Annotated in this window: 23 protein-coding genes; 9 read left to right on the forward strand and 14 right to left on the reverse strand. The window is 66.9% G+C overall.

Annotated elements, in window-relative coordinates; translation table 11 throughout:
* The first annotated feature begins 11 nt into the window (after positions 1–11).
* Complete coding sequence (locus ACSQ89_RS10395; protein ID WP_436290592.1) at positions 12–1,010, forward strand: Hsp33 family molecular chaperone HslO; 999 nt, start codon at positions 12–14, stop codon at positions 1,008–1,010.
* Here ACSQ89_RS10395 and ACSQ89_RS10400 read toward each other — a convergent pair.
* Genes ACSQ89_RS10400 through ACSQ89_RS10430 form a run of 7 tightly spaced genes read right to left on the reverse strand, consistent with a single transcriptional unit; the run spans position 964 to position 6,854 of the window.
* The gene (locus tag ACSQ89_RS10400) at positions 964–1,959 is read right to left on the reverse strand and encodes a hypothetical protein (RefSeq protein WP_436290591.1); all 996 of its coding nucleotides are present in this window, start codon (positions 1,957–1,959) and stop codon (positions 964–966) included. The two genes, ACSQ89_RS10395 and ACSQ89_RS10400, sit on opposite strands and share 47 nt — an antisense overlap.
* Before the next feature lie 13 nt (positions 1,960–1,972).
* Positions 1,973–2,437 carry a hypothetical protein gene (locus ACSQ89_RS10405; RefSeq protein ID WP_093102549.1) on the reverse strand — a complete coding sequence of 155 codons (465 nt, stop codon included), beginning with the start codon at positions 2,435–2,437 and terminating at the stop codon, positions 1,973–1,975.
* Positions 2,438–2,442: 5 nt separating this feature from the next.
* Positions 2,443–2,718: a cell division protein FtsB gene (gene ftsB, locus ACSQ89_RS10410; RefSeq protein ID WP_436290590.1), complete on the reverse strand. Its 276-nt coding sequence runs from the start codon at positions 2,716–2,718 to the stop codon at positions 2,443–2,445.
* An 18-nt stretch (positions 2,719–2,736) separates the two neighbouring features.
* On the reverse strand, positions 2,737–4,020 hold the full coding sequence (eno, locus tag ACSQ89_RS10415; protein WP_093102552.1) for a phosphopyruvate hydratase: 1,284 nt from the start codon (positions 4,018–4,020) through the stop codon (positions 2,737–2,739).
* Positions 4,021–4,045: 25 nt separating this feature from the next.
* Positions 4,046–4,333, reverse strand: a complete 288-nt coding sequence (locus ACSQ89_RS10420) for a DUF1330 domain-containing protein (RefSeq protein ID WP_093102554.1) — start codon at positions 4,331–4,333, stop codon at positions 4,046–4,048.
* A complete protein-coding gene (gene kdsA, locus ACSQ89_RS10425) occupies positions 4,330–5,187 on the reverse strand; it encodes a 3-deoxy-8-phosphooctulonate synthase (protein WP_093102556.1) in 858 nt (285 codons plus the stop codon). Before kdsA ends, ACSQ89_RS10420 begins: the two co-directional genes overlap by 4 nt.
* The gene (locus tag ACSQ89_RS10430; RefSeq protein ID WP_093102558.1) at positions 5,184–6,854 is read right to left on the reverse strand and encodes a CTP synthase; all 1,671 of its coding nucleotides are present in this window, start codon (positions 6,852–6,854) and stop codon (positions 5,184–5,186) included. The genes kdsA and ACSQ89_RS10430 overlap by 4 nt, the downstream gene beginning before the upstream one ends.
* 101 nt (positions 6,855–6,955) lie before the next feature.
* Here ACSQ89_RS10430 and coaBC point away from each other — a divergent pair, with 101 nt between their 5' ends.
* The 4 genes from coaBC to ACSQ89_RS10450 all read left to right on the forward strand — a co-directional run bounded on the left by coaBC (position 6,956) and on the right by ACSQ89_RS10450 (position 9,752).
* On the forward strand, positions 6,956–8,176 hold the full coding sequence (gene coaBC / locus ACSQ89_RS10435) for a bifunctional phosphopantothenoylcysteine decarboxylase/phosphopantothenate--cysteine ligase CoaBC (RefSeq protein WP_093102560.1): 1,221 nt from the start codon (positions 6,956–6,958) through the stop codon (positions 8,174–8,176).
* Between the two features lie 2 nt (positions 8,177–8,178).
* Positions 8,179–8,646, forward strand: coding sequence for a hypothetical protein (locus ACSQ89_RS10440; protein WP_093102562.1), 468 nt, complete (start codon positions 8,179–8,181; stop codon positions 8,644–8,646).
* A complete protein-coding gene (gene dut / locus ACSQ89_RS10445) occupies positions 8,647–9,093 on the forward strand; it encodes a dUTP diphosphatase (protein ID WP_093102564.1) in 447 nt (148 codons plus the stop codon).
* A gap of 167 nt (positions 9,094–9,260) precedes the next feature.
* Entirely contained in the window at positions 9,261–9,752 is a 492-nt protein-coding gene (locus ACSQ89_RS10450) for a glycine zipper 2TM domain-containing protein (protein ID WP_093102566.1), read from the forward strand.
* A gap of 65 nt (positions 9,753–9,817) precedes the next feature.
* Here ACSQ89_RS10450 and ACSQ89_RS10455 read toward each other — a convergent pair whose 3' ends face one another.
* Positions 9,818–10,342, reverse strand: a complete 525-nt coding sequence (locus tag ACSQ89_RS10455) for an FKBP-type peptidyl-prolyl cis-trans isomerase (protein WP_093102567.1) — start codon at positions 10,340–10,342, stop codon at positions 9,818–9,820.
* Between the two features lie 14 nt (positions 10,343–10,356).
* Here ACSQ89_RS10455 and ACSQ89_RS10460 point away from each other — a divergent pair, with 14 nt between their 5' ends.
* The 3 genes from ACSQ89_RS10460 to ACSQ89_RS10470 all read left to right on the forward strand — a co-directional run bounded on the left by ACSQ89_RS10460 (position 10,357) and on the right by ACSQ89_RS10470 (position 12,358).
* A complete protein-coding gene (locus ACSQ89_RS10460) occupies positions 10,357–11,496 on the forward strand; it encodes a cupin domain-containing protein (RefSeq protein WP_093102569.1) in 1,140 nt (379 codons plus the stop codon).
* A complete protein-coding gene (locus ACSQ89_RS10465) occupies positions 11,486–11,992 on the forward strand; it encodes a hypothetical protein (RefSeq protein WP_436290589.1) in 507 nt (168 codons plus the stop codon). Before ACSQ89_RS10460 ends, ACSQ89_RS10465 begins: the two co-directional genes overlap by 11 nt.
* Positions 11,993–12,085: 93 nt before the next feature.
* Entirely contained in the window at positions 12,086–12,358 is a 273-nt protein-coding gene (locus ACSQ89_RS10470; protein WP_436290588.1) for a hypothetical protein, read from the forward strand.
* Between the two features lie 51 nt (positions 12,359–12,409).
* On the opposite strand, the gene ACSQ89_RS10475 is transcribed toward ACSQ89_RS10470, so the two are convergent.
* The 6 genes from ACSQ89_RS10475 to ACSQ89_RS10500 form a co-directional block, all read right to left on the reverse strand.
* On the reverse strand, positions 12,410–13,186 hold the full coding sequence (locus ACSQ89_RS10475; protein ID WP_093102575.1) for an MBL fold metallo-hydrolase: 777 nt from the start codon (positions 13,184–13,186) through the stop codon (positions 12,410–12,412).
* A 10-nt stretch (positions 13,187–13,196) separates the two neighbouring features.
* Complete coding sequence (gene bamC / locus ACSQ89_RS10480; RefSeq protein WP_093102577.1) at positions 13,197–14,276, reverse strand: outer membrane protein assembly factor BamC; 1,080 nt, start codon at positions 14,274–14,276, stop codon at positions 13,197–13,199.
* Between the two features lie 115 nt (positions 14,277–14,391).
* Positions 14,392–15,318, reverse strand: a complete 927-nt coding sequence (dapA, locus tag ACSQ89_RS10485; RefSeq protein WP_093102578.1) for a 4-hydroxy-tetrahydrodipicolinate synthase — start codon at positions 15,316–15,318, stop codon at positions 14,392–14,394.
* Positions 15,319–15,322: 4 nt separating this feature from the next.
* Positions 15,323–15,850: a class I SAM-dependent methyltransferase gene (locus tag ACSQ89_RS10490; RefSeq protein ID WP_436290587.1), complete on the reverse strand. Its 528-nt coding sequence runs from the start codon at positions 15,848–15,850 to the stop codon at positions 15,323–15,325.
* 29 nt (positions 15,851–15,879) lie between these two features.
* Positions 15,880–16,020, reverse strand: a complete 141-nt coding sequence (locus ACSQ89_RS10495) for a hypothetical protein (protein WP_436290586.1) — start codon at positions 16,018–16,020, stop codon at positions 15,880–15,882.
* 11 nt (positions 16,021–16,031) lie between these two features.
* Entirely contained in the window at positions 16,032–17,249 is a 1,218-nt protein-coding gene (locus ACSQ89_RS10500) for an MFS transporter (protein WP_436290585.1), read from the reverse strand.
* Positions 17,250–17,403: 154 nt separating this feature from the next.
* Between ACSQ89_RS10500 and ACSQ89_RS10505 the strand changes: the two genes are divergently transcribed.
* On the forward strand, positions 17,404–19,380 hold the full coding sequence (locus ACSQ89_RS10505) for a DNA topoisomerase IV subunit B (protein ID WP_093102584.1): 1,977 nt from the start codon (positions 17,404–17,406) through the stop codon (positions 19,378–19,380).
* Positions 19,381–19,418 lie beyond the last annotated feature (38 nt).

The raw sequence follows: 19,418 nt of genomic DNA on the forward strand, positions 1-19,418 counted from the left end.
GAGAGATTGTCTTGAGCGAGTTGCACAAGTTCCTGTTCGACGGCATGCCGGTGCGCGGCATGATCGTTCGCCTGACGGAAGCCTGGCAGGAAATCCTGGCGCGGCGCGCCTCCAACACGAGTACCGGCGCCTATCCGACCCCGGTGGCCGAACTGCTCGGCGAGATGACGGCGGCGGCCACGCTGATGCAGGCCAACATCAAGTTCAACGGTGCGCTGATCCTGCAGATCTTTGGCGACGGCCCGGTCAAGGTCGCTGTCGCCGAGGTCAAACCCGACCTGAGCCTGCGCGCCACCGCCAAGGTGGTGGGCGAGCTCGCGTCCGATGCGCATCTGCCCGAGATGGTCAATGTCAGCAACAAGGGCCGTTGCGCGATCACGCTCGACCCCAAGGACAAGCTGCCGGGCCAGCAGCCCTATCAGGGCGTGGTGCCGCTTCACGGCGACAGCGGCGAGAAGCTCGGCCGCCTGAGCGAGGTTCTGCAGCACTACATGCTGCAAAGCGAACAGCTCGACACCACGCTGGTGCTCGCGGCCGACGACAAGGTGGCGGCCGGCCTCCTGATCCAGCGCCTGCCGGTGAAGGGCGAGGCCAACCTCGAAGGCACGGCCGCCGGCGATCGCAACCAAGCCAACGAGGACCAGATCGGCCACAACGAGGACTACAACCGCATCTCGATCCTCGCCTCCACCTTGACGCGCGACGAGCTGCTCACGCTCGACGTCGAGACCATCCTGCGCCGCCTGTTCTGGGAAGAGAAGCTGCTGCGCTTCGAGCCGCAGAGCGGCATGGTGGGGCCGCATTTCGCATGCACCTGCGGCCGCGAGCGCGTGGCCCAGATGATCCGCGGGCTGGGTGTGGAGGAGGCCGAGGGCATCCTCGTCGAGCGCGGCGATATCGAGGTCGGCTGCGACTTCTGCGGCAAGCAGTACCGCTTCGATGCGGTCGATGTCGCGCAGCTGTTCACCGCGCCGGGCGACCAACTGCCGGCGAGCCCGGTGATGCAGTAGATCGCTCGAAGCCGCTGAAGCGGATGTCCGGCGCGCTCGTGTTGTGGCGCGAAGGGAGGCTGCGGCCGAAGCGCACTTCCGCCGCCTGCAGCGTGGACACTTCCGGCAGCGGCTTGGTCTCGGTGGCGGCTTGCGGTGTGGTTCGCCACGACACCTCGCTCATGTCGGCGTTGTCGGGCGCGACGTACATCGAGCGCAGGACCGCGAATCGGGGACCGTGCCGGCGCCCCGGCTTCATGGCGACGCCGAGCGCGGTGCGCGACGCGCTGATCTCCTGGACATCAACAGTCGCTGAGCCACCGTTCGCGAACTTCAGCTTGAACCGGAGCGGCTGCGTGTCGATGGCAATGTCGGTGATGCTCGCGACCGGACGCCCGGCCTGCTCGACCGGCCCCATCACGAAGGACGAACCGTAGACACCGTCGCCGAAGCGCGGTGCCGGCAGCGGCTTGATGCGCCAGTAGCCGTCGGCGGGGTACATCACCAGCGCTTCGAGCGGCTTGGCGCCGGTCTTCGCGAAGACCTGGATCATGTGGAACCCGCCTGCGGTCTTGCGTCCGTCGACGCGCACCGGCACGCGGTGCGGCCGCCAGAAGCTGGGCAGCGTCATGCCGACGACCATCCAGCGCGGCCCGTCGTGCAGCACTTCGCGGCGCTCCTTGAAGGTGTGGCGCGGGTCCGTGGGATGCGTGCTGCCATCGAAGTTGCAGCCCGAAAAATCCGGCGCAGTGATGTCTTTGTCGATGGATGCCAGGTACACGGGTGGCAGCGCCTCGACGCGGAATTTGCGGATGTTCTTTCCGCTCAGGTTCAGCGAAACGTTGTCTTCTTCGGCGCAGGCGGTCGCGTGGGTCTCGTTGTCGATCGTCGCCTGGATTGGCGCGGCCGAAACTGCCGCGGAAGACAGCAGGGCCCACAGCAGGGCGGCCGCACGGAGTCTGAGATGCATTCGTTCGGTTCCTTTACGAGCGCTTCGCAACGAGATCGCTGAACAGCCGGTGTTCGCACGCGGGGTCGGAGCACTTGTCGCAGGCCCAGGACCATGCAGCTGCCGCTCCCCGCGCGGCACTTCGGCGGGCGTCGGGATCTGCGGCGGCGTTGATCGCATTCCATGCGTTGGCCAGTTGCTCCGCGCCTTCGCCGTGCACCACCGCAAAGCTCAGGTTCGCGTCCATCAGCGCCTTGCGCAGCATCTCGTCGATCGGCGTCGGCGAGGCCGGGGCGATGAGCAGGATGAGGGCATGGCCGCGATACGCCTCGAGCGCGGTTGCATCGAACGCGTGTTCGGGCAAGGGGTCGGCCACGAGCGTGGCGGCGATGCCGCGCTGCGCAAGCCGTTGCGCGAGCGCCTCGGCGAGCTGGGTATTGCCGCCGTCATCAGCGCCTAGCAGCGCGATCACGCAGCCGGCCGGCAGCGCAGGCGTCATGGCATTCAGCGCGCGATCTGCACGAACACTTCGTTGGGCTTGACCATGCCGAGCTCCTGCCGCGCGCGCTCCTCGACCATCTCGAGCCCTTCCTTCAAGTCGTTGACCTCGGAGTTGAGCCGGTCGTTGGTCACGGCCGCTCGCGCATTGGACTCCTTCTGCTCGGCCAGCTTGTCCTTGAGCTGGACCACGTCGCGCACGCTCCCGCGCCCGGTCCAGAGCTGCCACTGGAGGATCAGCAGCAACAGGACCAGGATGATCGGGACGACGCGTGAACGCATGGCGTCTCGGTCGCAGGGCTAGCGCAGGTTGTAGAAGGCGCCGCGGCCGGGGTAGCTGGCGACGTCGCCGAGGTCTTCCTCGATGCGCAGCAGCTGGTTGTACTTGGCGATGCGGTCCGAACGCGACAGCGAGCCGGTCTTGATCTGGCCGGCGTTGGTGCCGACCGCGATGTCTGCGATGGTCGAGTCTTCGGTTTCGCCCGAGCGGTGGCTGATCACGGCGGTGTAGCCGGCGCGCTTGGCCATCTCGATCGCGGCGAAGGTCTCGGTCAGGGTGCCGATCTGGTTGATCTTGATCAGGATCGAGTTGGCGATGCCCTTGTCGATGCCTTCCTGCAGGATCTTGGTGTTGGTCACGAACAGGTCGTCACCCACCAGCTGCACGCGCTTGCCGAGGCGTTCGGTCAGCATCTTCCAGCCGTCCCAGTCGCCTTCGTGCATGCCGTCTTCGATGCTGATGATCGGGTACTTGTCGACCCAGGTCGCGAGCATGTCGATCCAGTTGCCGGCCGACAGCGTGAGGTTCTCGCCGGAGAGAACGTAGTGGCCGTCCTTGTAGAACTCGCTGGCCGCGCAGTCCAGGCCCAGTGCGATCTGCGTGCCTGCCGTGTAGCCGGCCTTGTCGATCGCTTCCAGGATCAGCTGGATCGCGGCTTCATGGTTTTCGACGCTCGGCGCGAAACCGCCTTCGTCGCCCACGGCGGTGCTGATACCGCGGTCGCCCAGGATCTTCTTGAGCGCATGGAACACCTCGGCGCCGTAGCGCACCGCTTCGCGGAAGCTGGTCGCGCCCACGGGGATGATCATGAACTCCTGCAGGTCCAGGCTGTTGTTGGCGTGCGCGCCGCCGTTGATGACGTTCATCATCGGCACCGGCAGCTGCATGCCGCCCATGCCGCCGAAGTAGCGGTACAGCGGCAGGCCCGATTCTTCGGCCGCGGCGCGGGCCACGGCCATCGACACGGCCAGGGTCGCGTTGGCGCCCAGGCGGGCCTTGTTGTCGGTGCCGTCGAGGTCGTTCAGCGTGCGGTCCAGGAAGGCCTGTTCGCTCGCGTCCAGGCCCAGCACGGCCTCGGAGATCTCGGTGTTGATGTTCTCCACCGCCTTGAGCACGCCCTTGCCCAGGTAGCGGCTCTTGTCGCCGTCGCGCAGCTCGATCGCCTCGCGCGAGCCGGTCGAAGCACCGGAGGGAACCGCCGCGCGGCCCATGGTGCCCGATTCGAGCAGCACGTCGCATTCGACGGTGGGGTTGCCGCGGCTGTCGAGAATTTCGCGCCCGACGATGTCAACGATTGCACTCATCTTTTCTCTTTCTCAAAAATTCGAATCACAGACCTTCGACAACGATCATTCGCATGACCGCCGCACCTTGGCGAGACGCGCGAGCTTCTCCGTATTCAGGCGACTCGCTGAACTTCTTCGCGGCCTCGACGCTCGGGAACTTGAGCACGACGAGGCGTTGCGGATTCCAATCGCCCTCGAGCACTTCGACCTTGCCGCCGCGCACGCAGACTTCTGCGCCGTAGACCTGCATGGCTTTGGAGGACAGCTTCTTGTACTCCTCATATTGCGTCGGATTCGTGACCTCGACATTCGCAATGATGTATGCGCTCATGACTGAAATGTGTTCTCCAGGAATGCGTTTTTCTTGGTAACGCCGTCGAGCGCCAGCAGCGTCTCGAGCAGCGCCTTCATGTGCTTGAGCGGCACGGCATTCGGCCCGTCGCTCAGTGCCTTGGCAGGATCGGGGTGCGTCTCCATGAAGAGGCCGGCCACGCCCACGGCGACCGCGGCGCGCGACAGCACCGGCACCATCTCGCGCTGGCCGCCCGAGCTCGTGCCCTGGCCGCCGGGCAGCTGCACCGAGTGCGTGGCATCGAACACCACCGGCGCGCCGGTCTCGCGCATGATCGCGAGCGAGCGCATGTCCGACACCAGGTTGTTGTAGCCGAAGCTGGCGCCGCGCTCGCAGGCCATGAAGCTGTCTTCGGGCAGCCCCTTTTCCTTGGCCGCCGCGCGCGCCTTGTCGATCACGTTCTTCATGTCGTGCGGCGCGAGGAACTGGCCCTTCTTGATGTTGACCGGCTTGCCCGACTGCGCCGCGGCGCGGATGAAGTCGGTCTGGCGGCACAGGAAGGCGGGCGTCTGCAGCACGTCGACCACCTGTGCAGCGGCCGCGATGTCTTCTTCGGTGTGCACGTCGGTCAAGACCGGCAGGCCCAGCTCGCGCTTGACCTTGGCCAGGATCTCCAGGCCCTTGTCGCGGCCCGGGCCGCGGAAGCTGGTGCCCGAGGAGCGGTTGGCCTTGTCGAAGCTGCTCTTGAAGATGAAGGGGATGCCGAGCGCGGAGGTGATTTCCTTCAGCGTGCCGGCAGTGTCCATCTGCAATTGCTCGGACTCGACGACACAGGGGCCGGCGATCAGGAAGAAGGGCTTGTCGAGCCCGATGTCGAATCCGCAGAGTTTCATGCCACGACCTTCAGTGCTTTCTTGTCCGCGCCCTGGTGTTCCAGCGCCGCCTTGATGAAGGCGTTGAACAAGGGATGGCCGCTCCACGGCGTGGACTTGAATTCGGGGTGGAACTGCACGCCCATGAACCACGGGTGCACGTCCTGCGGCAGCTCGACGATCTCGGTCAGATGCTCGCGCTGGGTGAGCGCCGAGATCACCAGGCCGGCGCGGCGCAGCTCGTCGAGGTAGTTGACGTTGGCCTCGTAGCGGTGGCGGTGGCGCTCGGTCACCACGTCGCCGTAGATGCTGTGGGCCAGCGTGCCCGCGGCCACGTCGGAGCTTTGGGCGCCCAGGCGCATGGTGCCGCCGAGGTCGGACTTCTCGTCGCGCAGCTTGATAGTGCCGTCGTTGTCCTTCCACTCGGTGATCAGCGCGATCACGGGGCAGGAGGTTTCGGGATCGAACTCGGTGCTGTTGGCGTTCTTGAGCCCGGCGACGTTGCGGGCGTACTCGATGGTCGCGACCTGCATGCCCAGGCAGATGCCGAGGTACGGCACCTTCGTTTCGCGGGCAAAACGCGCCGCCGAGATTTTGCCCTCGACGCCGCGCTGGCCGAAGCCGCCCGGCACCAGGATCGCGTCGTACTTGGCGAGCCGGGCCACGTCCTGCGGGGAGATGGTTTCCGAGTCGACGTAGTCGATCTTCACGCGCGCATGGTTCTTCATGCCGGCATGGCGCAGCGCTTCGTTGAGCGACTTGTAGCTGTCGGAGAGGTCGACGTACTTGCCGACCATCGCGATCGTCACTTCCTTCTGCGGATGCTCGACCTCGTAGACCAGGTCGTCCCAGCGCTTGAGCTTGGCCGGCGGCGTGTTGATGCGCAGCTTGTCGCAGATCAGCCCGTCCAGGCCTTGTTCGTGCAGCATGCGCGGCACCTTGTAGATGGTGTCCACGTCCCACATCGAGATCACGCCCCATTCGGGCACGTTGGAGAACAGCGAGATCTTGGCGCGTTCGTCGTCCGGAATGGGCCGGTCGGCGCGGCACAGCAGGGCATCGGCCTGGATGCCGATGGCGCGCAGTTCCTTGGCGGTGTGCTGGGTGGGCTTGGTCTTGAGTTCGCCGGCGGCGGCGATCCAGGGCACGTAGCTCAGGTGCACGAAGGCCGAGTTGTTGGGGCCCATGCGCAGGCTCATCTGGCGCACCGCTTCGAGGAAGGGCAGCGATTCGATGTCGCCGACGGTGCCGCCGATCTCGACGATCGCCACGTCCACCTCGTGCGGCGTGCCGAGGCCGGCGCCGCGCTTGATGTATTCCTGGATCTCGTTGGTGATGTGCGGAATCACCTGCACCGTCTTGCCGAGATAGTCGCCGCGGCGCTCCTTCTCGAGCACCGACTTGTAGATCTGGCCGGTGGTGAAGTTGTTGGCCTTGCGCATGCGCGTGGTGACGAAGCGCTCGTAGTGGCCGAGATCGAGGTCGGTTTCGGCGCCGTCGTCGGTGACGAAGACCTCGCCGTGCTGGAAGGGCGACATCGTGCCGGGGTCGACGTTGATGTAGGGGTCCAGCTTGATGAGGGTGACTTTGAGGCCGCGCGATTCGAGGATCGCGGCGAGCGAGGCGGAGGCGATTCCCTTGCCCAGGGAAGACACCACACCACCGGTGACGAAGACGAATTTGGTCATGCCAGTTCCGAACTTGCAGGTCCGGGCAGTGGGAAATGGGGATTATAGGTGGGGCCTCTTGCCCTGGCCGCCGTAGGGCCGCCACAGATACACTGCCGGCCATGCAAGACCTCGCAGGAAAACACATCGTTCTGGGCCTGACCGGTGGCATCGCCTGCTACAAGTCGGCCGAACTTTGCAGGCTGCTCGTCAAGGCCGGCGCCACCGTGCAGGTGGTGATGACCGAGGCTGCCACGCAGTTCATCACCCCGGTGACCATGCAGGCGCTGTCCGGCCGGCCGGTCTACACCTCGCAGTGGGACGGGCGCGAGGCCAACAACATGCCGCACATCAACCTGAGCCGCGAGGCCGATGCGATCGTGCTGGCGCCTGCGAGTGCCGATTTCATTGCCCGCCTGGTGCAGGGGCGTTCCGACGAACTGCTGAGCCTGCTCTGCCTCGCGCGTCCGGCCGAGCGCGTGCCGCTCCTGATCGCGCCGGCCATGAATCGCGAGATGTGGGTTCATCCGGCCACGCAGCGCAACTTGCGCCAGGTCGACGCCGACGGCGCTCGGGTGCTGGGTGTCGGCAACGGCTGGCAGGCCTGCGGCGAGACCGGCGACGGCCGCATGCTCGAGGCCGAGCAACTCCTCGAGGAGATCGTGGCGCAGTTCCAGCCCAAGGTGCTGGCCGGCCGGCGCGTGGTCGTCACGGCCGGCCCGACCTTCGAGGCGCTCGATCCGATCCGCGGCATCACCAACCACTCGTCGGGCAAGATGGGCTTTGCCATCGCGCGCGCGGCGCGCGAGGCGGGCGCCGAAGTCACCCTGGTGGCCGGCCCGGTGCATCTGCCCACGCCGCGCGGCGTCGGCCGCGTCGACGTGATCTCGGCCAAGGAGATGCTCGACGCGACCCTGCGTGCCACGCAGGATGCGGCGGTCTTCGTCGCAACGGCCGCGGTGGCCGATTGGCGGCCGGCATCCCACAGCAAGCACAAGATCAAGAAAGACGGCAGCGGCCAGCCGCCGGCGCTCCATTTCGTCGAGAACGACGACATCCTGCTCACCGTCGCGCAAGGCGAGCGCGCCAAGGCCGGCCGGCTGTTCTGCGTGGGTTTCGCGGCCGAAAGCGAAAACCTGGCCGAGCACGCGAAGGCCAAGCGCGAACGCAAGGGTATTCCGCTCCTGGTCGGCAATATCGGCCCGCTGACCTTCGGGCAGGACCACAACAGCCTGCTGCTGGTCGACGCCAAGGGCGTGCGCGAGTTGCCGCGTGCGCCCAAGCTCGCGCTGGCGCGCGACCTGGTGGCCGAAATCGCGGCACGCCTGCCGGCAAGGAGCTAGCGATGAATCCCCAATGGAACACGCCGCCTGATGGCGACTTCGCGAGCTACGTGGAGCGGCTGACCGCGCAGGCGGCATTGCCCAGAAGCGAGAACCAGAACGGCGAGCACGGTCTGGACGTCGGCATGACGCCGTCCTCCGAGCCGCACAACGCGATCGCGGATGCAGCCTCTGCCGCGCGGCGCAGCGCCCAGTCGAATGGCGAGGTGCGCCCGGCGGCGGGCAGCGGCGACGTGGTGCGCAAGATGATCAAGGTGCTGGGCATCGTCTGGGTCCTGATCCTGCTCGTGCTGTTGTCGCTCGACGTGCCCTTGGGCGTGGTCGCGGTGGTGTTTGCGATTGGCCTCTGGCTGGCGCACAAGCTGCGGCGCCTGGCGCTCCCTCCCGGCATGGAGAACTGGAAGCAATGGGTCGAGGCAGCGGCCAGGAAACAGCAAGAACATCAGCAGCAAAAAAGGCGTGGCAAGTAAGTGAAAGTCGACCTTCGAATCCTCGATCCCCGCATGCAGGACCAGTTGCCTGCCTATGCAACCTCCGGCAGCGCCGGGCTGGACCTGCGCGCCTGCCTCGACGCGCCCATCACGCTGGAACCGAACGCCTGGCAACTGGTGGGCACCGGCATTGCGGTCCACCTGGCCGATCCCGGCTACGCCGCGCTGATCCTGCCGCGCTCGGGCCTGGGCCACAAGCATGGCATCGTGCTCGGCAATCTCGTCGGGCTGATCGACAGCGACTACCAAGGCGAGCTGAAGGTCAGCGCCTGGAACCGCAGCGACACCGCCTTCGTGCTGCAGCCGATGGAACGGCTGGCCCAACTGGTGATCGTGCCGGTGGTGCAGGCGCAGTTCCGGGTGGTGTCGGAATTCCCGCCCAGCGAGCGCGGCGAAGGCGGCTACGGCTCGACCGGCAAGCATTGAGGCGAGGGGCTGTAGGCTCGCTCCCACAGGTAAAGAATGGAACCGGGGATGCGGTTTTGGCATCGAAGGTTTCAACATGTGTGCACGGTCATCGCGCAAGAGCGCGATGCGTTAGGACACATGCGGAGCGCGCATCGCGCCAGACCTGTTTCGAGGAGCACTACACCATGAAGATTTCAATCCGCCTTGTTTCCGTCACTGCATCCGTTCTTGCGCTCGCAACCCTGACCGCCTGCGTGGCGCCGGCGCCGGTCTATCAGACCTCGCGCTATCCGTACCAGCCGGTTCAGCCGGTGGCCCAGTCGCCCTATGTGGAATATGGCCATGTGGCCAATATCGAGGTGCTGCGCAGCCAGACCGCAGGCACCGGCACCACCGGCGGCGGTGCGGTGGCCGGCGGCGTCCTCGGCGGCGTGGTCGGCAATCAGTTCGGTCATGGCAGCGGCCGCGCGGCGGCGACTGCGCTGGGCGTGGTCGGCGGTGCGCTGCTGGGCAACAGCATCGAAGCCAACCGCAACGCGCCGCGCGTCTACGAAAGCTACCGCGTCTCGATCCAGACCGACAACGGTGCCTACCGTTCCTTCGATGTGCCGAGCCCGGGCGACCTGCGCGTCGGCGACCGCGTGCGCATCGACGGCGGCCAGATCTCGCGCTTCTGAGCGCGCAGTGCACAAAAGAAAAAGCCGGGCATGCCCGGCTTTTTTTGTCCTTGTGTCCCTTGTTGTTAGTGCAGCAGGTCGTTGCCCGGCGCCATCGGCGGCACCTTGAAGAAACCTGTGCCCGCCGTGCCCCGGCCGATTTCTTCTTCGGTGGCTTCGCGCACCGACTTCACCGTGATGTCGAGCCGGATCGCGATACCTGCGAGCGGATGGTTGCCGTCGAGCACCAGGTGCTCGGGGTAGATCTCGCTCACGGTGTAGATCGCGTTCTTGGGCATGTCGTGATTCACGCCCGCGGGCAAGGCGGCGCCGTCGAAGGTCATGCCTTCTTCCGTGCCTTCAGGAAAGAGGGCGCGCGGCTCGAGGAAGAGCAGCTGGTCGTTGAAGTCGCCGAAGGCCTGTTCAGGTTCGAGCTGGAGCAGCACCCGAGCGCCGGGCCCGTGGCCGAGCAGGGCGGCCTCGATCGCATCGAAAAGATCGTCGCCACCGACCAGGAATTCGACCGGATCGTCGAGCACGTCGAGCACCTCGCCCAGGGTGTCTTTCAGCGTCCAGGTCAGGCCGACCACGCATTGTTCAGAGATTTCCATTGCAGAATTCTCCCATGGAGATTCATCGATCGTTGCCTTTGCTCGGCGGCCTCAGCGCTTCGCAATTCATGCGCCGTCACTGGCAGAAGAAACCGCTGCTCGTGCGCCAGGCCGTGCCCGCCATGGAGCCACCGATCGAGCGCCAGGCGCTGTTCGCGCTGGCCGAACGCGAGGAGGTCGAGACGCGCCTCATTCGCCACGGCAAGGCCGGCTGGACCCTGCGGCATGGCCCCTTGCCGCGCAGGGCGCTGCCATCGCTGAAGCAGCCTGACTGGACACTGCTCGTGCAGGGCGTCGATCTGCATCACCAGGGCGTTCATGCATTGTTGCAGCAGTTCCGTTTCGTTCCCGACGCGCGGCTCGATGACCTGATGATCAGCTATGCGAGCGACGGTGGCGGCGTCGGCGCGCATTTCGACAGCTACGACGTGTTCTTGCTGCAGGCCCAGGGACAGCGCCGCTGGTCCATCGGCAAGCAGCGCGATCTGCGCCTGCAGCCCGAGGTGCCGCTCAAGATCCTGGCGCAGTTCGAGCCCGAGCAGAGCTTCGTGCTCGAAGCCGGCGACATGCTCTATCTGCCGCCGCGCTACGCGCACGAGGGTGTCGCGGTCGGCGGCGACTGCATGACCTATTCGATCGGACTGCGCGCGCCGGCCGCCGCCCCGCTCGGCGTCGACCTGCTCGCGCGCATCGCGGAGGCGCAGGCCGAGGCGCTGGAGGATGCGCCGACGAAGACGGCGCTTCATTACCGCGATCCCACGCAGCCTGCGGTGGAGGCGCCGGCGGCGATACCGCCCGCCCTGCAAGCCTTTGCGCGCGATGCGGTGTTGGCCGCCTTGCGCAACCCCGACGCGATCGATCGTGCGCTGGGCGAATCGATGACCGAGCCCAAGCCCACAGTCTGGTTCGATCAGGGCGAGTTGCCGTCGGCGCTCGCCGGCGTTGCGCTCGACCGCCGCACGCGTATGCTCTACGACGCGCGGCATCTCTACATCAACGGCGAAAGCTTTCGCGCCTCGGGCCGCGATGCGAAGTTGATGCGCCTTTTGGCCGATCAGCGCGCGCTCGGTCCGCGCGATCTCCGAGGCGCGAGCGAAGGTGCGCTGGCGCTCCTGGGCGACTGGTGCGAAGCGGGGTGGCTGCATGCCGAATGAAGAAGTCGACACTACGTCCTTGCCCGAGGGGCCCTTCGATGGCCGTCATGCCTTTCAGGCCCATCTGCATGCGGCGCTCGCTGCTGGTGTGCAACAGAACTGGCGCGAGATCATCCTCTCCGACCCCGGCTTCGGCGATTGGCCGCTGGGCGAGCGCGCCATCGCCGATGCGCTGCAGGCCTGGTCGGCCAACGGGCGCAGCTTCGTGCTGCTGGCGCAGCGCTTCGACGTGTTCGAGCGCGAGCATGCACGCTTCGTGCACTGGCGCCGCATGTGGAGCCACATTGTCGACTGCCGGGCCTGCGAGGGGCCGGGCCTGCCGCAGGTGCCGAGCGGCATCTGGACGCCGTCCTGGTTTCTGAACCGCATCGATGTCGAGCGCAGCCGCGGTGTCTGCGGCCGCGAGCCCGCGGGCCGGCGCGCCTTGCGCGAAAGAATCGACGAGTGCCTGCGGCATGCGCGACCGGCCTTTCCGGCTTCCACGCTGGGCTTGTAAGCCAATGCCGCGAATCGCGGCGCCAGACATCTTCCTGCGAAGGTGCAGGTCTAGAATTTTTCTTTCGAGACCTTCATCCAAAGGAGTCATGTAATGAGAAAGTCCGTCCTGCTCGCCTCGCTGATCGCCGCTGCTGCATTGACTGCTTGCGGCAAGAAGGAGGAATCCGCGCCGGCCGTCGTCACCCCGCCGCCTGCCTCCGTCACGCCGGCACCCGCACCTCCGCCTCCACCGGCAGCAGCACCTGCTGCGCCCGGTACGTCGGCCACGACGCCCGCACCGTCGCCCGGCTCGCAGTCGGCACTCGATGCGGCCAATGCCGCCACCGAAGCGGCCAAGAAGAAAGAGGAAGCACCCAAGCAGTAAGGCTGCAGCACACATGCTCAAAGGCCGCCTTCGGGCGGCCTTTTTCATTGCCTAGAGATCGAGCCAGGGCGAGCCCTCTGCGGCGTTCGCCGTCAGCATCTCGTCCTCGCCGGCGCCGAGTGCCTCGGCCATCGCGCGCCGCACGATCTCGGGCCGGTTGTTCTGTTCGCTGAGGTGGGCTGCCAGCACGTGGCGCAGTCCGCCGTGATGCACGGCACGCGCAATGGCCGCCGCGGCGGCGTTGGACAAGTGGCCGTAGTTGCCGCCGACGCGCAGCTTCAGGAAGGGCGGATAGGCCGAGCCGGCCAGCATGTCGCTGTCGTGATTGAACTCGATCAGCAGCGCGTCGAGCCCCATCAAGCGGGCCAGCACGTGCGGTGTCGCGTGCCCGAGGTCGGTCAGCACGCCGAGGCTGCGTGCGCCATCGGTGCAGCGCAGCTGCAGCGGCTCACGGGCATCGTGCGGAACGGTGAAGGGCTGGACCACGATGTCGCCGACTTCGATGTCAGCGCCGTCGCGCGCCAGACCCAGGCGGCCTTCGAAATCGCGTCCGCCGGTGGCGAGCCAGGTGCCCTCGCTCATCCAGACCTGCAGCCGCTCGCGGCGCGACAGCGCGTGTGCGCAGCCGATGTGGTCGCCATGCTCGTGCGTGACGAAGACCGCGTCGATGTCGCAGGCCGCGAGGCCTGCGCGTGCCAGCCGCGCGTCGAGCTGCCGCAGCCCGAAGCCGCAGTCGATCAGGAGCCTCGATGTGCGGCCGCCGCTCGTCGCCTCGACCAGCGTGGCATTGCCCGTGCTGCCGCTGCCCAGACTGCGGAAGCGCAGCATTCGAGAAGACCTACTTCAGGTCGTCCGCGATGACCTGCACGATGCGTTGTGCATTCGCCGAGGTTTCGGGCGCGCCGCTTTCGTTGAGTACCGCCACCGTGCTGGCATCGCCCTGGCCCTTGACCATGATGCGGTACTTGAGCGGCGCCTCGGCCTTGCCCGAGCTGCTGAACAGCTTGCCGAAGAAGCCGGGCTCCTTCTTGTCCGGGTTGGGCGCCACGTAGCGCACGAAGTAGGTGCCGGCGCTGCGGTCGCGGTCTTCGACCGTGAAGCCGGTGCGGTCCAGCGCGAGGCCGACTCGGCGCCATGCCCGCTCGAAGTTCTCGTTGATCTGCACCACCGGCTGGCCACCGACGTTGGCGACGCTGGCGGTGCGCGCGGGTGCGCTGGTCGCGGCGAGCAGCTTCGACTGCTCCTGCGAAACGCCCAGCTTCACCATCAGGCGGCGCAGGAATTCGGTTTCGAGCTCGGGGTCGGTGGCGCGCGGCTGCCAGACCGTCTGGTCCTTGCGCGCGGTGTTGTAGACCTCTTCCATGCCGCGGTGGCTCACGAAGATCTCGGTGCCGTTGGGCGTGCGCTCGAGGCGGGTGCGGAAGCGATCGAGTTCGCCGGTGGAATAGACCGAATCGACCAGCTTGCCGAGCGTGCCGCGGATGACGTCCTGCGGCAGCTTGGCACGGTTCTCGGCCCAGTCGGTCTCCATGATGCCGAGGTTGCGCTGATCGGTGGTGAGCAGGAAGCCGTTCTCCTGCCAGAAGTCGCGCACCGGCTCCCAGAGCTGGTCGGGCGAGCGGTTGACGACGATCCAGCGCTGCGAACCCGAGCGCTCCATGCGAACGTCGCCGATGTTGCCGACGGCCGTCGGGATGCTGGGCGCGTTGGCAATGCCGGCCTGGTAGCCGCTGGCCGTCACCGCGCCGCCGGGCACCGCGTAGCGGTTCTCGCGCGAGAGCTGCGTGAGATCGGGCGGCACTTCGAGCGTGGGTGCCTTGCCGGCGCTCTTGTAATCGATCTTGTCGCTCTCGAGGACCGAGCAGGCGGCGAGGCTGGCGATCAGGGCCAGCAGTGCGAATCGCGAAATGGTTTTCAACGTCGTCTTCCTTGTGGAATGTTTAGCTCAATCGATGGGCAGCAGCGTCCCGCTGTGTCAGAGCGCCGGCTGCGCAAAAGGTTGCCGGCGTTCGCGAAGGGCGGTGCGGATGGAATCAGTCCTTGAGCAAGCCGCTGGCGCGCAGCGCGGACTCGACCACCGGACGGCTCGCTTCGGCGAGCTCGGTGAGCGGCAGGCGCAGTGCACCGCCGCACAGGCCGAGCCGGGCCATGGCCCACTTGACCGGGATCGGATTCGGTTCGACGAACAGATGGCGATGCAGCGGCATCAGCTCGAACTGGATCTGCATCGCGCGCCGGGTGTCGCCGGCGATCGCGGCCATGCAAAGCTCGTGCATCTTGCGCGGCGCCACGTTGGCCGTGACGCTGATGTTGCCCTGGCCGCCGCACAGCATCAGCGCGACGGCGGTCGGATCGTCGCCCGAATACACCGCGAAATTCTTCGGCAGATCGCGGATCAGCCACTGCGCGCGTTCGATGTTGCCGGTGGCTTCCTTGATGCCGACGATGCCGGGCACCTGCGCCAGGCGCAGCACGGTGTCGTGCGCTATATCGGCCACCGTGCGGCCGGGCACGTTGTAGAGCACGATGGGCAGATCGCCCACGGCCTCGGCGATCGCCTTGAAGTGCAGGTACTGGCCTTCCTGCGTCGGCTTGTTGTAGTAGGGCACCACCTGCAATTGCGAGTCGGCGCCCACGCCCTTGGCGAACCTGGCGAGTTCGATCGCTTCCTTGGTGGAATTGGCGCCGCAGCCGGCCATCACGGGAACGCGGCCCTTGGCCTGTTCGACCGCGACGCGGATGATCTCGCAATGCTCCTCGACGTCGACCGTCGGCGACTCGCCGGTGGTGCCGACCACGCCGAGGCAATCGGTGCCTTCGTCGATGTGCCAGTCGATCAGCCGGCGCAGGGCGGGATAGTCGACACTGCCGTCGTCATGCATCGGCGTGACGAGCGCGACGATGCTGCCTGTCAGTTGCTCCAAGGGGGTCTCTTTTGTCGGTGGACGAAAAGCAGACATTCTACTAACTGGCGGCGGGCCCTCGGAGCGGGTAGCGCGGCGGCGTTCCGGGCGAGTGGATGGCGGGCCGGACGGCCGCGATCCGCTGCATAAAGCGCTCCGGCTGTGCCAGGAAGCCATCCTCGTAAGCCACGACCCGCAGGCCCGCGCAGGCGCCGAGCAGTTCGCCCGGCTGCAGCAGGAAATCGGGCCGCGAGGGCTTGCCCACGGTCTCGTTGCCCGCGGCGAAGGTTTCGTAGAGCAGCACGCCGCCGGGCGCGACCGCGGCGACGATGTCGGGCAGGCGCGGCCGCCAGAGGTAGTTGGTGACGATCACCGCCCCGAATACCCGGCCGCCAAGGGGCCAGGGCCCGGACTCGATGTCGGCCAGCACAGCCTGCCCGAACTCGGCCGCCGAAGCGATGGCTTCCGGCGACCGGTCCACGCCCGTCACCGGATGCCCGCGCTCGGCGAACCAGCGCATGTGCCGCCCCGCGCCGCAGGCCACGTCGAGCACGGCGGCGCCGGGCGCCAGCAGGTGCGACCAGCGCACGATCCAGGGGGAGGGCGGGAGGTCGTGGCTCAGAAGCAGGCCCAGATCTGGTCCACCAGCGTCACGAGGAAGCCGGGGCGCGTGTAAAGCGCGAACACGCCCAGCAGCGCCAGCACCGCCGCGCCCAGCCAGCCGGCTTGCACGAGGCGATGGCGTGTGTTGGGGCGCATGGCGAAGGATCTCAGGCCGGCTGCGGAACCGGGCGCGCGATCGCGCCTTCCTTGACCGGCAGGTTGACCAGCGCCGCGAACACGCCGAGCGCGATTGCGAGGTACCAGACGATGTCGTAGCTGCCGGTGCTGTCGTAGAGATAGCCGCCGAGCCAGACGCCGAGGAAGGAGCCGACCTGGTGGCTCAGGAACACGAAGCCGCCCAGCATCGACAGGTGCGCCACGCCGAAGATCTGGGCCACGATGCCGCTGGTCAGCGGCACGGTCGACAACCACAGGAAGCCCATCACGCTCGCGAACACGTACACCGTGAGCGGCGTGATCGGCGTCAGCAGGAAGATCGCGATCGCCGCCGCACGGCCGAAGTAGATGGCGGCCAGCAGCTTGCGCTTGGCCAGCCGGGCCCCGAGCGAGCCTGCGACGTAGGTGCCGAAGACATTGAACAGGCCGACCAGCGCCAGCGCATAGCTCGCCACCTCGGGCGACAGCCCCTTGTCGCGCAGGTAGCTCGGCATGTGCACGCCGACGAACGCCAACTGGAAGCCGCAGACGAAATAGCCCGCCATCAGCAGCACGAAGCTCTGGTACTTGAAGGCCTCGTGCACCGCCTGCAGGATGGTCTGGTCGCGGTGCGCGACGGCTGCGTGGCCGACACGCGGCTCGCGCAGGCCGAAAGCGAGCGGCACGATCAGGAGCACCATGAGCGCCAGCACCAGCAGGGCCGTGTGCCAGCCGAAGCCCGCGATCAGGTGGCCCTCGACCGGCACCATGAGGAACTGCCCGAAGGAGCCGGCCGCGGCGGCCACTCCCATGGCCCAGGAGCGCCGCTTCACCGGAATCTGGCGGCCGATCACGCCGTAGATCACGGCGTAGGTGGTGCCGGCCTGCGCGGCGCCGATCAGCACGCCGGCCGTCAGCGCGAAGAGCAGCGGCGTGGGCGAGAGCGCCATGCCCGCGAGGCCCAGGGCGTAGAACACCGCGCCCATCACCAGCACGCGAAAGGCGCCCAGCTTGTCGGCCAGCATGCCGGCGAAGACGCCGATGACGCCCCAGGACAGGTTCTGGATCGCGATCGCGAGCGAGAAGCCTTGGCGCGACCAGCCCTGTTCCTGCGTGATCGGCTGCAGCCAGAGGCCGAAGCCGTGGCGGATGCCCATGGAGAGGGTGACGATCATGGCGCCGCAAAACAGGACTTGCTTGAGCGACAGCGGCTTGAGGGTGGAATTCATTCCAGGCAATGTATCCAAAGCCGGAGCAGCCGCATGGCACGGCGGCGACGGGGATTGTTGATATTTTCGGGCCGCGCTGATGCGGCGGCGGCATCAGAGGGCTTCTGTATGTCCATACAGGGTTTTCGCCGGGCCACGCATACAATCCGCCCCCATGGCGACCCTAAGCAAGACTCCCCCGGCCTATTCGGAAGGCTCGATCCGCGTTCTCAAGGGCCTCGAGCCCGTCAAGCAGCGACCGGGCATGTACACCCGCACGGACAACCCGCTGCACATCATCCAGGAAGTGCTGGACAACGCCGCCGACGAGGCGCTCGCGGGCTACGGCAAGAAGATCAAGGTCACGCTGCACGCGGACGGCTCGGTCAGCGTCGAGGACGATGGCCGCGGCATCCCCTTCGGCCTGCATCCTGAAGAAAAGGCGCCGGTGGTCGAACTGGTGTTCACCCGGTTGCACGCGGGCGGCAAGTTCGACAAGGGCTCGGGCGGTGCCTACAGCTTCTCGGGCGGCCTGCACGGCGTGGGCGTGTCGGTGACCAATGCGCTGTCGAAGCGGCTCGAGGTCCAGTCCTTTCGCGAAGGCAAGGCAGCGCAGCTCGCGTTCTCCGGCGGCGACGTGATCGAGCCGCTGGTGGTGCGCGCCAACGACGGCGGCGACCGCAAGCAGGGCACCACGGTGCGCGCCTGGCCGGACGCCAAGTACTTCGAATCGCCCCAGCTTCCGATCCATGAGCTGACCCATCTGCTGCGCAGCAAGGCCGTGCTGATGCCGGGCGTCACCGTCACGTTGGTGGTCGAGAAGACCAAGGAAACGCAGCAGTGGCTCTACAAGGGCGGTCTGCGCGACTACCTGATGCAGGAGCTCAACGGCGACCCGGTGATCCCGCTGTTCGAAGGCGCGGGCCATGCCGACAAGAACGCCGACAACTTCGCCGAGGGCGAGGGCGCCGAGTGGTGCGTCGCCTTCACCGAGGAAGGCCAGCCGGTGCGTGAGAGCTACGTCAACCTCATTCCCACCAGCGCCGGCGGCACGCATGAGAGCGGTCTGCGCGACGGCCTGTTCAACGCGGTCAAGAGCTTCATCGAACTGCATTCGCTGCTGCCCAAGGGCGTGAAGCTGCTGCCGGAGGACGTGTTCGCGCGCGCCTCGTACGTGCTCTCGGCCAAGGTGCTCGATCCGCAGTTCCAGGGCCAGATCAAGGAGCGGCTCAATTCGCGCGACGCCGTGCGGTTGGTGTCCAGCTTCGTGCGGCCGGCGCTGGAGCTGTGGCTCAACCAGCACGTCGATTACGGCAGGAAGCTCGCCGAGCTGGCCATCAAGGCCGCGCAGACACGCCAGAAGGCCGGCCAGAAGGTCGAGAAGCGCAAGGGTTCGGGCGTGGCCGTGCTGCCCGGCAAGCTGACCGACTGCGAGAGCAAGGACATCGCCCACAACGAGGTGTTCCTGGTCGAGGGCGATTCGGCCGGCGGCAGCGCCAAGATGGGCCGCGACAAGGAAAGCCAGGCCATCCTGCCGCTGCGCGGCAAGGTGCTCAACACCTGGGAAGTGGAGCGCGACCGCCTCTTCGCCAACACCGAAATCCATGACATCTCGGTCGCGATCGGCATCGATCCGCACGGCCCCGAGGACACGCCCGACATGTCGGGCCTGCGCTACGGCAAGGTCTGCATCCTGAGCGATGCCGACGTCGACGGCTCGCACATCCAGGTGCTGCTCCTGACGCTGTTCTTCCGCCATTTCCCGAAACTGATCGAAACCGGTCACGTGTATGTCGCCAAGCCGCCGCTCTTCCGCGTCGACGCGCCGGCGCGCGGCAAGAAGCCGGCCTCAAAGGTCTACGCGCTCGACGAGGGCGAACTGGTCGCCATCCTCGACAAGCTGCGCAAGGACGGCGTGCGCGAAGGCGCCTGGAGCATCAGCCGCTTCAAGGGCCTGGGCGAAATGAGCGCCGAGCAGCTGTGGGAGACGACCCTCAACCCCGACACGCGGCGACTGCTGCAGGTGCGCCTGGGCCGCTTCGACGTCTCGGGCACGCAGGGCGAGATCACCAAGCTGATGGGCAAGGGCGAGGCCGCGGCGCGACGCGAGTTGATGGAGCTGCGGGCCGACGATGTCGAGGTCGATGTTTGAGCGCGTGACGCAGTAGGCGTTCGCGCCGAAAATGCGTC

The sequence above is a fragment of the Variovorax sp. LjRoot175 genome (assembly GCF_964253805.1).
Lineage (GTDB): Bacteria > Pseudomonadota > Gammaproteobacteria > Burkholderiales > Burkholderiaceae_C > Variovorax.

Coding starts and splice junctions, on each gene's coding strand:
- ftsB (WP_436290590.1), bottom strand. CDS start 2,718: ATGCGTTCACGCGTCGTCCCGATCATCCTGGTCCTGTTGCTGCTGATC.
- ACSQ89_RS10505 (WP_093102584.1), top strand. CDS start 17,404: ATGGCGACCCTAAGCAAGACTCCCCCGGCCTATTCGGAAGGCTCGATC.
- ACSQ89_RS10420 (WP_093102554.1), bottom strand. CDS start 4,333: ATGAGCGCATACATCATTGCGAATGTCGAGGTCACGAATCCGACGCAA.
- ACSQ89_RS10430 (WP_093102558.1), bottom strand. CDS start 6,854: ATGACCAAATTCGTCTTCGTCACCGGTGGTGTGGTGTCTTCCCTGGGC.
- ACSQ89_RS10475 (WP_093102575.1), bottom strand. CDS start 13,186: ATGCTGCGCTTCCGCAGTCTGGGCAGCGGCAGCACGGGCAATGCCACG.
- ACSQ89_RS10455 (WP_093102567.1), bottom strand. CDS start 10,342: ATGGAAATCTCTGAACAATGCGTGGTCGGCCTGACCTGGACGCTGAAA.
- dapA (WP_093102578.1), bottom strand. CDS start 15,318: ATGTCTGCTTTTCGTCCACCGACAAAAGAGACCCCCTTGGAGCAACTG.
- ACSQ89_RS10440 (WP_093102562.1), top strand. CDS start 8,179: ATGAATCCCCAATGGAACACGCCGCCTGATGGCGACTTCGCGAGCTAC.
- ACSQ89_RS10460 (WP_093102569.1), top strand. CDS start 10,357: ATGGAGATTCATCGATCGTTGCCTTTGCTCGGCGGCCTCAGCGCTTCG.
- eno (WP_093102552.1), bottom strand. CDS start 4,020: ATGAGTGCAATCGTTGACATCGTCGGGCGCGAAATTCTCGACAGCCGC.
- kdsA (WP_093102556.1), bottom strand. CDS start 5,187: ATGAAACTCTGCGGATTCGACATCGGGCTCGACAAGCCCTTCTTCCTG.
- ACSQ89_RS10465 (WP_436290589.1), top strand. CDS start 11,486: ATGCCGAATGAAGAAGTCGACACTACGTCCTTGCCCGAGGGGCCCTTC.
- ACSQ89_RS10470 (WP_436290588.1), top strand. CDS start 12,086: ATGAGAAAGTCCGTCCTGCTCGCCTCGCTGATCGCCGCTGCTGCATTG.
- ACSQ89_RS10495 (WP_436290586.1), bottom strand. CDS start 16,020: ATGCGCCCCAACACACGCCATCGCCTCGTGCAAGCCGGCTGGCTGGGC.
- ACSQ89_RS10405 (WP_093102549.1), bottom strand. CDS start 2,437: ATGACGCCTGCGCTGCCGGCCGGCTGCGTGATCGCGCTGCTAGGCGCT.
- coaBC (WP_093102560.1), top strand. CDS start 6,956: ATGCAAGACCTCGCAGGAAAACACATCGTTCTGGGCCTGACCGGTGGC.
- ACSQ89_RS10500 (WP_436290585.1), bottom strand. CDS start 17,249: ATGAATTCCACCCTCAAGCCGCTGTCGCTCAAGCAAGTCCTGTTTTGC.
- ACSQ89_RS10450 (WP_093102566.1), top strand. CDS start 9,261: ATGAAGATTTCAATCCGCCTTGTTTCCGTCACTGCATCCGTTCTTGCG.
- ACSQ89_RS10400 (WP_436290591.1), bottom strand. CDS start 1,959: ATGCATCTCAGACTCCGTGCGGCCGCCCTGCTGTGGGCCCTGCTGTCT.